The sequence below is a fragment of the uncultured Nostoc sp. genome (assembly GCF_964247315.1).
Classification (GTDB): Bacteria; Cyanobacteriota; Cyanobacteriia; order Cyanobacteriales; family Nostocaceae; genus Nostoc.
This window is the reverse complement of record NZ_CAXTTT010000007.1, coordinates 18,210-30,821: the sequence shown is the minus strand read 5'-3', so window position 1 is coordinate 30,821 and position 12,612 is coordinate 18,210. Positions and strand designations below refer to the sequence as shown.

At 39.1% G+C, this 12,612-nt stretch carries 11 protein-coding genes; 7 read left to right on the top strand and 4 right to left on the bottom strand.

Translation table 11 applies throughout. From position 1 onward, the window contains the following. Positions 1-251: 251 nt before the first annotated feature. From ACFE93_RS03925 to ACFE93_RS03895, 7 genes are all read left to right on the top strand, one after another. Positions 252-686 carry a SufE family protein gene (locus ACFE93_RS03925; RefSeq protein WP_375472106.1) on the top strand — a complete coding sequence of 145 codons (435 nt, stop codon included), beginning with the start codon at positions 252-254 and terminating at the stop codon, positions 684-686. Positions 687-781: 95 nt separating this feature from the next. Further along, entirely contained in the window at positions 782-1,696 is a 915-nt protein-coding gene (locus tag ACFE93_RS03920) for an alpha/beta fold hydrolase (protein WP_375472149.1), read from the top strand. A 260-nt stretch (positions 1,697-1,956) separates the two neighbouring features. Beyond that, on the top strand, positions 1,957-2,787 hold the full coding sequence (locus tag ACFE93_RS03915) for a hypothetical protein (protein ID WP_375472105.1): 831 nt from the start codon (positions 1,957-1,959) through the stop codon (positions 2,785-2,787). Between the two features lie 388 nt (positions 2,788-3,175). Next, entirely contained in the window at positions 3,176-4,147 is a 972-nt protein-coding gene (locus ACFE93_RS03910) for a CobW family GTP-binding protein (RefSeq protein WP_375472104.1), read from the top strand. A 111-nt stretch (positions 4,148-4,258) separates the two neighbouring features. Then, entirely contained in the window at positions 4,259-5,317 is a 1,059-nt protein-coding gene (locus ACFE93_RS03905; protein WP_375472103.1) for a WD40 repeat domain-containing protein, read from the top strand. Between the two features lie 229 nt (positions 5,318-5,546). Then, entirely contained in the window at positions 5,547-5,819 is a 273-nt protein-coding gene (locus ACFE93_RS03900) for a hypothetical protein (protein WP_375472102.1), read from the top strand. A gap of 329 nt (positions 5,820-6,148) precedes the next feature. After that, on the top strand, positions 6,149-7,753 hold the full coding sequence (locus ACFE93_RS03895; protein ID WP_375472101.1) for an NAD(P)H-quinone oxidoreductase subunit N: 1,605 nt from the start codon (positions 6,149-6,151) through the stop codon (positions 7,751-7,753). 95 nt (positions 7,754-7,848) lie between these two features. Here the strand turns inward: ACFE93_RS03895 and ACFE93_RS03890 are convergent, their stop codons facing one another. From ACFE93_RS03890 to ACFE93_RS03875, 4 genes are all read right to left on the bottom strand, one after another. Continuing rightward, positions 7,849-9,240: an ATP-binding protein gene (locus ACFE93_RS03890; protein WP_375472100.1), complete on the bottom strand. Its 1,392-nt coding sequence runs from the start codon at positions 9,238-9,240 to the stop codon at positions 7,849-7,851. Positions 9,241-9,326: 86 nt separating this feature from the next. After that, positions 9,327-9,845, bottom strand: coding sequence for a methanogen output domain 1-containing protein (locus tag ACFE93_RS03885; RefSeq protein ID WP_375472099.1), 519 nt, complete (start codon positions 9,843-9,845; stop codon positions 9,327-9,329). Positions 9,846-10,410: 565 nt separating this feature from the next. Next, positions 10,411-11,454 carry a sensor histidine kinase gene (locus ACFE93_RS03880; RefSeq protein WP_375472098.1) on the bottom strand — a complete coding sequence of 348 codons (1,044 nt, stop codon included), beginning with the start codon at positions 11,452-11,454 and terminating at the stop codon, positions 10,411-10,413. 6 nt (positions 11,455-11,460) lie between these two features. Beyond that, positions 11,461-12,612: an FIST signal transduction protein gene (locus tag ACFE93_RS03875; RefSeq protein WP_375472097.1), complete on the bottom strand. Its 1,152-nt coding sequence runs from the start codon at positions 12,610-12,612 to the stop codon at positions 11,461-11,463.

The window sequence follows — 12,612 nt, the reverse complement described above, 5'->3', positions numbered from 1 at the left end:
ATTGATGCAACTATAGTTTATGTAAACTTATTGTTAAAACTTGCTTATAAAAACATAAAATTAAGTTTTTGTGATTAGACACATTAAAAAACTCGATCTTTATCAATGCGATCGCAGTAATTAGCTGGATTTGATAAATTATAGTCAGTAATGCGAAGAGAACCGGAGGCGCGTAGGCGCAGCCCGCCGTAGGCATCGCTCTAAAGATAATCTACACTCAAGGAGATACCGATCGTTTTCAGCTTCTGTTTATGTCTTCAACTCTAGATTCTTTGCCACCTGCGCTCGCTAAAATTGTCCAGCGCTTTCAACGCGCTTCCGAACCGAAGCGACGCTACGAACAGCTAATCTGGTATGCTCAGAAGCTCAATGAGTTCCCAGAAGCTGATAAATTACCCGAAAATAAAGTTCCTGGTTGCGTGTCTCAAGTTTATATCACAGCAGCTTTGGATGACGATAAGGTTGTGTTTCAGGGCGATTCCGATTCCCAATTAACCAAAGGATTAGTAGGGCTTCTGGTTGAAGGATTACATGGATTAACACCAAGTGAGATTGTCCAACTTACTCCAGATTTTATTCAAGAAACAGGTTTAAATGTTAGCCTGACACCTTCCCGCGCTAATGGATTTTACAACATTTTCAAAACTATGCAAAAAAAAGCGTTGGAATCTAAAATTGGTCATTAGTTATTAGTCATTAGTCATTGCTCATTGGTCATTAGCAAAGGACAAATGACAAATGACTAATGACAAATAAGGTACAACTACCAAAATTTAGTCTAATGTCAACAAATTTATTATCTACCTCTGCTGCTACTGGCTTTGGTGGAGTGGTTCAAGAATATCTCTGGAACTGCGAAAATCAGCAATTGCGTGTTGTTTATGAAACCCTTGGTAAAGGTTCACCACTATTGCTGCTACCATCTTTCAGCAGTGTTTCGACGCGTTTGGAAGTAGGCGAACTTGCCAAGTTACTAGCTCCCCATTTTCAAGTTGTAGCCGTAGACTGGCCTGGATTTGGTGAATCTTCTCGCCCTAGTTTGAATTATCGACCAGAAATATATCAGCAATTTCTGGAAGATTTTGTCAAAGCTGTTTTTAATACTCCCATCACTGTAGTTGCGGCTGGTCATGCTGCTAGTTACGTTTTACAATTAGCTGTCAAACAGCAGGCTGCTTTCTCACGAATTTTGTTGTTAGCTCCTACTTGGCGTGGGCCTTTGCCAACAATGGGGGCAAGTCAGCAAATAGCTGGCATTGTGAGAGAATTGGTGCGATCGCCTATAGTTGGTCAAACTCTCTACAAACTCAACACTACCCAATCTTTCTTAAGTTTTATGTACCGCCGTCATGTCTTTACTGACGCGGCTAAAATTACACCCAGTTTCATTGAGAAGAAGTGGCACACGACTCAACAACCAGGAGCGCGATTTGCATCTGCTGCCTTTGTAACTGGTAATCTTGATGCTGTACGCGAACAATCTGATTTTCTGGAACTTGTGCAGTCTTTAACCGTACCGCTCATGGTAGTAATTGGGGAATCCAGCCCCCCTAAATCACGAGAAGAAATGAACGCTTTGGTAGCCTTACCAGGAGTGAGAAGCATTGTTATACCTGGTTCTCTAGGACTACATGAAGAATACCCAGCAGTTGTTTTAGAAGCAGTTCAAGATTTTTTGTTCTCCCCAGAAAATTAAATCCTCACTTATCCCTCAAAGTATAATTTTATTGTTTGCGCTCATTATTATCACATAGCGCTTCTCGTTTGTATGCAATATACTCTGACCTCTCTCTTAAAAGGAGAGAGGCTTTAAATTTTACAGGGTGATGTAGTAAATGGTGTGAAATTAGCGATCGCTACATTGCACTGCTATATCTGCCCCTATTTCCGTTTGAGTACGGATCTCAATTTAATCTTTTTTAGGTTAAAAAATGAGCGTAAATCAAAATTTTAAACATGAGTAACAATCAGAAATTAAAATATTTATCTCTAGCGTATTGTGCGTATCTTGCACTGACAACATATTGGCTTTTTCACTATACTGGACTAGTGCAATTTTTGGGAGAAATGCAGATGAATCTGTTTGGTAAACAGTGGCAATCTGTAAGTTTTATGATCCTTCATCTTCCAGTTATATTGTTAGGGACTTATTTACGCAATCGAGTTCAAAGTCAAAATCCAGATAAAGAATTTTCTGCTAAGTGGAATGTAATTGATGATTTGACAAGTAACCGACTTCTAAAAAATGCCCTCATGCCGATAATTATTTTAATTATCGGGGTTATTGCGCTGAATGGTACATTAGCACAATCATTCGCCAAAGATATCGGTACGATTAGCGTCACTCAACTAAGTTCCGGCAAAATTGCTGAACACAGTTTTTATGCTAATATTTCAGGCTATCCAGATCCCAATGCGTTAGTAACACAAAAGGGCAATAGAATACCCAGAGTCTATATTGCATTGAGAGAGAATTCTCAGTCGAACACCCCGGTTCATTTGATTATTTCATTAGAGAAGGGTGATATTGAAGAGTATATTCACGAAGATCCAAAAAGTGAAACAGTAACAGTGAGTGGATTTGTGACTGAGGGTGGAGAAGGAGAAGTGAGAACGTGGTTAGAGAAGCAAGGAGTTGCCATTGCTGATAGTTACTGGACTATCTTCCCTAGAGCTAATTTGAGTAACCGCAGTAGAGGGAAATATTCTTCAATATTTATAGCTATTGCCTTTATTAGTTTTGCCGCTTTTATCTTTTATAGAAATTCTAAAGAACAAACAGCATAGCTGAATGTGGTATCACCGTGCCAAAACCGGAAAATTATACACTAAGGCTGAAACTAATATAAAGTAAGCTTTTTAATAATTATCAGTTGTCAGTTAAAATTGTAAGTCAATTGGGAGTCAGAGTCCCCCATTATATCGGCGTTAACTGATAACTGAAAACTAATCACTGAAAACCGATTAGTGGTTGTATGCAATATTCCTATCAGGCTACCCCAATTTGGGAATATTTATTACTTATTATAGATGCAGAGAAATAAAATCTTTCTTAATTAAATTATGTGATGATTTTGCTGAAGCCGAAAAGAAGGCAAGCTAGCACAAAAATATAAAAAGATTTATGATGTGTGATAATGATTATCCATAAGGTGAGACAAAAGGAATTTAGAGTATGGTGGCTGACGTAATCAACAATTCAGTTCCCGTTACTGTTCTTACAGGCTATTTGGGAGCAGGTAAAACGACTCTACTCAATCACATCCTCACCTACGAACACGGCAAAAAAGTTGCTGTGATTGTCAATGAATTTGGGGAAGTGGGTATTGATAATCAATTGATTATCGATGCAGATGAAGAAATATTTGAAATGAACAATGGCTGTATCTGTTGTACAGTCCGTGGCGATTTAATTCGGATCATCGGCAATTTGATGAAGCGGCGCGATAAATTTGACCATTTAGTAATTGAAACGACTGGATTAGCCGATCCGGCACCAGTGATTCAGACATTTTTTGTTGATGAAGATTTGCAAAGCCAACTGTCTCTAGATGCGGTGGTGACAGTCGTAGATGCCAAGCATATCTCGCAGCACTGGGATGCAGACGAAGCCCAAGAACAGATTGCCTTTGCTGATGTAATTTTACTTAATAAAACAGATTTAGTAGCGCCAGAAGAGTTAGATGAGTTAGAAAAACGGATTCGGGCGATGAATGCGATCGCAAAAATCTACCGTACCCAAAATTCTGAACTAGGAATGGATGCTTTATTAGGCGTGAAAGCCTTTGATTTAGAGCGGGCATTAGAAATTGATCCAGATTTCTTAGGCGAAGATGCTCATGTACACGATGAAACTGTCTTTTCTGTGGCTTTAGTAGAAGCAGGTGCAGTCGATGGAGAAAAATTAAACGCTTGGATTTCCGAGTTACTGCGTACCCAAGGCCCAGATATTTTTCGGATGAAAGGCATTTTAAATATTGCAGGAGAAGAGAATCGATTTGTGTTTCAAGGAGTACACATGATATTTGATGGCAAACCCGATCGCCCCTGGAAACCAAGCGAAACCCCCAAAAACGAACTAGTCTTCATCGGCCGTAACCTTGATGCAGCCCAACTCAAGCAAGATTTTCTCGCTTGTTTAGTTTAAAAGGGGATTGGGGATTGGGTATTGGGGATTGGGAAAAATTCACTTTATATTTCCCAGTCCCTAGTTCCCAGTCCCCAGTCGCTAATCCCCAGTACCCAATACCCAATAAATATGAACTCCACAACCAAATCTAAGGAATTTGAACAACACTATTCGGGGACACTTTCAGATTATGTAACTGCGATCGCTTGGTCGCCACAAGGTCAAACTTTAGCAGCAACTTCCGCCGCCGGTGAAGTAGTATTGTGGAATAATGGCGAACTTATAACCTTACAAACTGCTAACGGTAAATCAGTAGACTGTCTCGCTTTTTCGCCCGATGGCAAATTTTTAGCCGTCGGCGGACAAGATGGACAGGTGAAAATTTGGTGCGACACTGAATTAATCGCCACGTTAGAAAATGCCCCTGCATGGGTTGACAAGTTAGCTTGGAATTACACCAGTAACCAACTGGCTTTTAGTTTGGGGCGTTACGTTCAAGTTTGGGATGCAGATACTCGTGAAATTGTCGTGACGCTGAATTTCGACAACTCTTCAGTATTGGGTATAGATTGGCGCATTGACGGACAGTATTTGGCTATTAGTGGTTACAAGGGAGTGAAGATTTGGCATAGTCAAAACTGGGATGAAGAACCATACAGCTTAGATATGACTACTGTCAGTTTAGCTATGGCTTGGTCGCCCGATGGCAAATTTCTGGCTTCTGGTAATATGGATCGTAGTGTCACCGTTTTGGAATGGAACAACCCCGATCCTTGGGTAATGCGTGGCTTCCCTGGTAAAATTCGCCAATTGGCATGGTCAGAAGCTATGACTAAAGTGGGTGCGCCAATACTGGCATCTTCTAGCGTTGAAGGTATTGTGGTGTGGGAGAAGCTAGAGGATGATTCATTAGGTTGGGAAGCACGAGTATTAACTAATCATGTGGGTGTGATTAATGCGATCGCCTTTGCACCCAAAAGCTTCCTTCTCGCTTCTGCTGCTACTGATGGCTGGTTGTGTTTGTGGAACAAAGCCAAAGAAGTATCCCAAATTATCACAGGTGTCTCAGGAGGATTTTCTAGCCTAGCTTGGCATCCCCAAGGCAAGTTACTGGCCGCAGGCGGCGAACAGGGCGAATTACTTATATGGTCAAAGGTTCTACGGGGTCAAGGATTTGGGCGTAGTTAAAATAACTTGTAATTCGTAATTCGTAATTCGTAATTCGTAATTAAAGACTGTTACATCAAGGTATTATACGCAGACTGAAAAACTACAACTTTATAGATAGACGTTAGCGTTAGCCTCTGCCTTTGAGAAAAAGGTAATTAAACCCAAAAATTACGAATTACGAATTATTAAAGTTGAAGGTGGGGAATTTATTAGCTATGCTGTATCAGCAAAGGTATCTTTGTAAATTATGAACATTATCAAACTGATTCTACTTGCCTGTCCTGCATTTCTAGTATCCATGCTGCTGGTAATCAATCCAGCAAACGCATCCAGCCTGAAATCTGCTTATGCTACCCAAATTGTGACGGTAGTATCTACACAACAAATTCCCGATCTGGTAACACCACATTTGATTCAAACATCTAATCCGATTATTGATCGAGTTGGTTGTAATTGTGCCAACTGTGTTCAGTCTAAATTTCAGTCGCTACAAGGCAAGCTGCCATCAATCAGTTTTTAATAAACTTAGGAGTTATAAATATTGTTGGGGCACAGCATTGCTGTGCCCTTATTAATTTTATAAGCTATTTGTACCTAACTATCGCACTGGTTGCGGCATAATTATTTATGATATTCCCTGAAGTTCGCGCCTAAAAAACGAGGTAGGAAAGCTGTTAGGTGAATTCCTAGATACTGAGAAAGCTGCTGGTAAGCCAGTGAAGTTGGTACGTTCGCTATCTGCACCCAAGCTGTTAAGCTCTTGTTAAAAGAGCTAGTCCGGGGATTAGAAAACTTGCTAGAGTGAACAGAGTTAGCCTTAATGTCTAATCCCCAAAACCTATACATCTCATGGATTTTGCTAATATTGCATCCCAGCTAAACGCTGGAACGATTTTGCCAGAGGGGATTGTTATTCTCACCCTCTTGGGGGTTTTGATTGTTGATTTGATTTTGGGGCGTACATCCGCACGCTGGATTGGATATCTAGCGATCGCAGGTTTATTTGCTTCGATTGTCGCCCTATATTTTCAATGGGACTCTCCTAATCCCATCGGTTTTACCGGTAGCTTTAATAGTGATGACCTGAGTATAGTCTTTCGCGGTATTATTGCCTTGTCTGCGATTGTGACTATACTGATGTCAATTCGCTACGTTGAGCAGAGCGGCACCGCCTTAGCCGAATTCATCGCTATTTTGCTGAGTGCTACATTAGGAGGGATGTTTTTATCCGGGGCTAGTGAGTTGGTGATGATTTTCATCTCCCTAGAAACCCTGAGTATCTCCTCTTATCTATTGACAGGTTATACCAAGCGTGACCCTCGCTCCAACGAAGCGGCGCTGAAATACTTGTTAATTGGAGCTTCCAGTACGGCAATATTTTTGTACGGTGTATCACTGCTGTATGGACTATCTGGAGGACAAACTGAACTTAGTGCGATTGCTAATGGCATTGCCACAGCGAAAGTCGGACAATCTCTAGGTTTAGTGATTGCCCTGGTTTTTGCGATCGCAGGTATTGGCTTCAAAATCTCCGCTGCACCCTTCCACCAGTGGACACCAGACGTTTATGAAGGCGCTCCCACGCCAGTGATTGCCTTTTTATCTGTCGGTTCCAAAGCGGCTGGGTTTGCCCTAGCCATCCGCTTGCTGACAACAGCCTTCCCTCTTGTTGCTGACGAGTGGAGGTTTGTCTTCACAGCTCTAGCCGTTCTCAGCATGATCTTGGGTAACGTAGTCGCCCTAGCCCAAACCAGCATGAAACGGATGCTAGCTTATTCATCCATTGCCCAAGCTGGGTTTGTGATGATTGGTTTGATTGCTGGTACACAGGCAGGATACGCCAGTATGATATTTTACCTACTGGTTTACCTGTTCATGAACTTGTGCGGCTTTACCTGCATCATCCTGTTCTCACTACGAACAGGAACCGACCAGATTGCCGAATACTCTGGCTTATATCAAAAAGACCCACTTCTAACACTGGCGTTGAGTATCTCCCTGCTTTCCTTGGGTGGTATTCCACCATTGGCTGGGTTTTTCGGCAAGATTTACTTATTCTGGGCTGGTTGGCAAGCAGGACTTTATTGGTTAGTTTTGTTGGGCTTAGTCACCAGCGTAGTATCCATTTATTACTACATTCGTGTAGTTAAGATGATGGTAGTCAAAGAACCCCACGAAATGTCCGACGTGGTGAAGAATTATCCACAAGTGCGTTGGGATTTGCCTGGGCTAAGACCTTTACAGGTCGGGTTGATAGTAACATTAATCGCCACTTCCATAGCAGGGATTTTGTCAAATCCACTGTTTACATTGGCTAACAATTCCATTTCCCATACCCCATTTTTGCAAGCAACAATCAACAGGAATCTAAAAGCAGAAAATCTACTGCTTTTACCAAAGTTAGATTCGGTTAGTCAGTCTCAATCCTCAGTTGATTCTACTGCCAAGATATAACCGACTCTCAATTATACTTTGTACTCAAAGACACGCCTGTTTGCTAATTAGCAGACAGGCGTTGTTATATCTTTTAACTGAAACTTACTGAAACTTTATGAGGCTGATTGAATAGGTATTTTAATTACAAATTCTGCACCTTTTGCTGGAACAGAAAAACAGTTAAGTTCTCCCTTATGTTTTTCAACTATAATCTGATAACTTATATATAGCCCTAGTCCAGTACCTTTACCCACAGTTTTAGTGGTAAAAAATGGATCGAATAGCTTTGAACGAACTTGTTCATTTATCCCTAAACCATTATCAGCAATAGTAACCTCTATCCAGTTTTGATCGATTAACTCAGTTTTTATTTGAATTTTAGGATTATTCTCTGCGAGTTTTTGATTGTCAGTAGTTTGTGAATTTACTACTGAACGCTGACCATTATTGACCGACGCCTCCAGTGCATCGATCGCATTAGCAAGAATATTCATAAACACTTGGTTGAGTTGACCAGGATAGCAAGTTACATTCGGCAGTTGACTGTATTTTTTGATGACTTTGATTTCTGGGTACTCATGCCTAGCTTGCAGGCGATGCTCTAAAATCATTAAACTACTATCAATTCCTTCATGAATATTAACTTGCTTAAGTTCTGCTTCATCCAGCCTGGAAAAATTACGTAGTGATTTAACAATTTCCTGAATGCGTTCTGTTCCCACTTTCATGGACTGGAAGAGTTTAGTTATATCTTGAATCAAAAAATCTAAATCTATTTCTTCTACTTGCTGTTGGATTTCTGGAAGAGTATTTGGAAAAGCTTGTTGATAAACTTGCACTAATTTCAGTAAATCTTGAGTATATTTATGAGCGTGGTGAAGGTTCCCATAAATAAAACTCACGGGGTTATTAATTTCATGAGCAATACCAGCGACCATCTGACCTAAACTAGACATTTTCTCAGCTTGAATAAGTTGAGTTTGGGTAAGTTGTAGTTCATTTAGTGTTTCTTGTAAAGCAGTTGTACGTTCCTCAACCCGAATTTCAAGCTCTTGATTCGCTTTCCAAAGCGCTTCTTCCGCTTGTTTTCGTTTTTGCACTTCCTTTGCTAACTCATCAATTTTTTCGTTCAAGAGAACGAAATTACTGCTGGCTACAACTCTATTTTCCAAGCGTAAGAGAATTAAAGCTGAAGATTCAGGAGACCAAGGTTGAATAACTGCTCCTTGACTACGACATATTAACGTTTGTCCATCATTCTTTCGGAAAGTCAAGGAGCCAATAACCATTGCCCTACTACTTGAACAAGCTTCTAGGTACTTTACAATATCGTTGGCAGGCTCAGTTACAAGTTCAAAAAGCATTTTTTTGCGCAGTTCCTGACGGCGTAATCCCAGCATATCTGTTACTGGTTGATTCGTAGCTAACAACTGACCTTCTCCACTCACCAGGAGTAGAGGTTCTGGTAGAACTCTGGCAAGTTCAAGAAATTGTTCAGGAGTCATGGGGCTTCAACTTTCACGGTTTGACTCTAGTTTACATATCTGCACTAAGCTTAATTCTGGAGTTATTTTGTTTGATGCTGAAGGGTTTACACAGATTCTATTCCCCTAAAGTATTCTCGACCTTGTGCATCTTCTGCTTCTTCTGTAAGTTTTAAGTAAACAATAACTCTACATCCAGAAGCACCTTGTGCTATGGTTTCTTGCAATTCTACTTTGGCATATCCTAGATTGTTAGCTGCGATCGTTCCAAAAACGTTTGAAGTCATCATGCACATGGCAGGGCGATTAAGTACTTTGTCGCCAAATGGGCAAACACGGTTGCCAAAGACAATTTTTTCATCATTCTGCTCAATAACATAAAAATCACCCTGGATTCGTTTTTTTAAATCAATCAAGACATCAGCTACCTGCTTACGAGAAAGGTTAGAGATTTCCAGGGCAGATTTATAATCTTGGTTAATCTGCCTTCCCATCCTTTCACCAACAACGCTAATAAATCCCGAAGCTTCTTCTAAACCAACTACATCCTGCAAAGTACCAGATAATTCTCTGATTAGTGTACGTAAAAATATATCGCGTTCCAAAGAAAAATTAAGCGTAGCCATTGAGTGCTTAGGTGCATCGATCATAAATTTTGAAGATACAATCTTGGAAGTAAAGTTATATATAGAGTTCCCCAAAATGCCTCTAAAGTAACTACTTAATCTTTTTATTCTAAGAATTTAATATTTGTTTTTGGTTCTAATAAAAAATGTCTATAACAAATTATGAGCCTTATCATTGTGATAGTTTACGGTTTTGTATAGTCTCTTCTAAATTACGTCCCCTTATCCTTTCCAACCCTCCTTAAAAAGTAGGGAATGAGATCGAATCTTAAAAAGGTTAGCCAGCAAAATATTAAGTTTTATCCCTATAAGTAGTGAGCTTGGGTTGGGAGAATCTTCTGGGGCAAAATATTGTTAACACTAAACATATTTTATTATCAAACTGCGCAAAAGTATATTTGTTCGCAATCAGTATACAAATTTTATATTTTCTATAAATCAATTTTGTTGCTTTAAAAACTAATTAATTTCAAGGTAGGAAATATAAGTAATTTTATTTACTATAACTTGCTAATATATTGAACATTTTTTTTGAATAGGTTACGTATTTTATATTTTTGCTAGTTTAATAAATAGGTGTAGTGATTATAAACTCAGAACCTTTTCCTAACACAGAATTTACTTCTAGAGTTCCTTTATGTTTTTGGACAATTATTTGATAAGCAATTGATAATCCTAATCCTGTTCCTTTTCCCACAGGTTTTGTTGTGAATAAATGATCAAATATTTTTTGCTGAACATCAGCCGATATTCCCACCCCATTATCTTGAATCCGAATTGAGACATAATTCTTATCTTCAGTGAGGGCAGTATGAATTGTAATTTGATTGGAATTTAGCTTAATATCATTAAAATTAAGTCCAGCACTAGACTCATCTAAAGCATCAATAGCATTTGCCAAGAGATTCATAAATACTTGATTCAATTGTCCTGGAAAGCATTTTACTAGGGGAAATTCTTCGTAATATTTAACTACTTGAATAGCAGGACGAATCTTATTCGCTTGTAAACGGTGCTTGAGAATGAGGAGAGTACTGTTAATACCCTCATGAATATTAAACAGAGTTTTTTGTTCTGTATCGGCTCTAGAGAAAGTTCGTAAGCTATGGCTAATATTGGAAATACGATCTGTCCCTCCTCTCATTGAGGAAATGAGTTTAGGTAAATCCTCGCGCACGTATTCTAGGTCAATCATTTCGATTGTTTCTTGAATTTGCTGAGATGTTTTGGGATAGGTCTGCTGATAGAGATCAATTAGATGTAATAAATTATCAACGTACTCTTTAGCAGGAGTCAGATTAGCTGCAATAAAGCCAACTGGGTTGTTAATTTCATGAGCTACATCTGCTACCATGCTTCCCAAAGTAGACATCTTATTCTCCATTATCTGAAGATTAAGAAGCATTATTTCTAGCTCATGGCTTCTTTCTTCTAACTTATTTTGATATTCCTTTAATTCATCAATTACTCTCCTAAGCAAACATTCTTTTTTTTGATTTGTTTCTTCAAGTTTTATTCGGTCTGATTCAGACCGATCTAATTTCTTTTGGAGAATTCGATTGGCTTTTTTTAATTTTTTAATTTCTTGTTGGTAATCTAATATTTCCATTAACTTTTAATGATTTCCCAAAATTAAAGTTACAAAAGTTTCATTATGGAATAGCGTCTGGCTAATTCCATCTAGAGGAGCAATTTCTCCATAAGAATAAAATCCACAGGCAGGTAAATAGTCACTCAGACAAAGTTTCGTATTCTGATACTCTTCTTGTGCCCTAGTACCAAGTATCTGCCGACGAGCTACACATGAAAAAAATAAAACAGCACTTGGTTCTGTACCAGGATAATTATCTAAAGCATTCATAAATGATGCTTTAGAAGCTGCCAAAATATCTTCATAACCTGCTTCGGAAATTTGAATAATTGCTCGATCGGGAATATCTCCAAAAAAGGTTATGCTACTAGATTCTTGATTATAAGCAATAGGTGCTCTTATATAAAAATTGTTTTCATTCTCATCAAAGACTGCTAGTGGATATTCTATTGAAGGAGGAAGCAAACCTAAATAATGATGATAAAAATCTAAAGCTGGTTTACCATCTATTTCATAGACTATGTTTTTATCTACCTTAGTCACTTTGCTTGTTTGACCAATAGGATGCCAACCACTTGCAACAGCATGAGAAAACAATATTGTGCCAGAAAAAAGCAGAATTGGTACAGAATCACTTAATACTTCTGTTTGAAAAAATTGATATGTACTTTGATATCTTGATTGATCGCCTGCTAAACCACCGAATATCGGCACATATTGACCAAGAGCTAGCTTTAAGCCATTCAATATAGAGACACCACTAGTTGTGAGGCTTTCTGGATGAGTTAAGCATAGCTTTGGAGGTGCGATACTTTTTGCTTTAGCTTGATCCACAGCTTGTTTAGTTGCAGTTATTGGATTGTCTGAAACTTTGCGTCCAACTCCTGCATGAATTTCAACTTCGTCTGAGCAAAACAACATCAAGGTGATTGAATCTTGCTGAAACTCTAAGACTGAGGAAATTTCTCCATCTGTTGTTCCACCAATCAACTCAATCCCCGGAAAAGCCCGATCGATTTGCTGCAAAATGAGAGAATGATCAAAGTCAATTGCAGCAAAAATAATCCCAGCTTTTGGTATATCTCCTGTAAGAGAACTGGCACATTGCTGAAGAACTTCTTCAACTGCTGCTAGAGAATCTGGATCGTTACTGTGACCTACTACTGCCTTGAACAT

What these genes read in the sequence shown, in the direction of transcription:
- ACFE93_RS03925 (WP_375472106.1), top strand. Translation starts at nt 252, where the DNA reads ATGTCTTCAACTCTAGATTCTTTGCCACCTGCGCTCGCTAAAATTGTC.
- ACFE93_RS03920 (WP_375472149.1), top strand. Translation starts at nt 782, where the DNA reads ATGTCAACAAATTTATTATCTACCTCTGCTGCTACTGGCTTTGGTGGA.
- ACFE93_RS03915 (WP_375472105.1), top strand. Translation starts at nt 1,957, where the DNA reads ATGAGTAACAATCAGAAATTAAAATATTTATCTCTAGCGTATTGTGCG.
- ACFE93_RS03910 (WP_375472104.1), top strand. Translation starts at nt 3,176, where the DNA reads ATGGTGGCTGACGTAATCAACAATTCAGTTCCCGTTACTGTTCTTACA.
- ACFE93_RS03905 (WP_375472103.1), top strand. Translation starts at nt 4,259, where the DNA reads ATGAACTCCACAACCAAATCTAAGGAATTTGAACAACACTATTCGGGG.
- ACFE93_RS03900 (WP_375472102.1), top strand. Translation starts at nt 5,547, where the DNA reads ATGAACATTATCAAACTGATTCTACTTGCCTGTCCTGCATTTCTAGTA.
- ACFE93_RS03895 (WP_375472101.1), top strand. Translation starts at nt 6,149, where the DNA reads ATGGATTTTGCTAATATTGCATCCCAGCTAAACGCTGGAACGATTTTG.
- ACFE93_RS03890 (WP_375472100.1), bottom strand. Translation starts at nt 9,240, where the DNA reads ATGACTCCTGAACAATTTCTTGAACTTGCCAGAGTTCTACCAGAACCT.
- ACFE93_RS03885 (WP_375472099.1), bottom strand. Translation starts at nt 9,845, where the DNA reads ATGGCTACGCTTAATTTTTCTTTGGAACGCGATATATTTTTACGTACA.
- ACFE93_RS03880 (WP_375472098.1), bottom strand. Translation starts at nt 11,454, where the DNA reads ATGGAAATATTAGATTACCAACAAGAAATTAAAAAATTAAAAAAAGCC.
- ACFE93_RS03875 (WP_375472097.1), bottom strand. Translation starts at nt 12,612, where the DNA reads ATGTTCAAGGCAGTAGTAGGTCACAGTAACGATCCAGATTCTCTAGCA.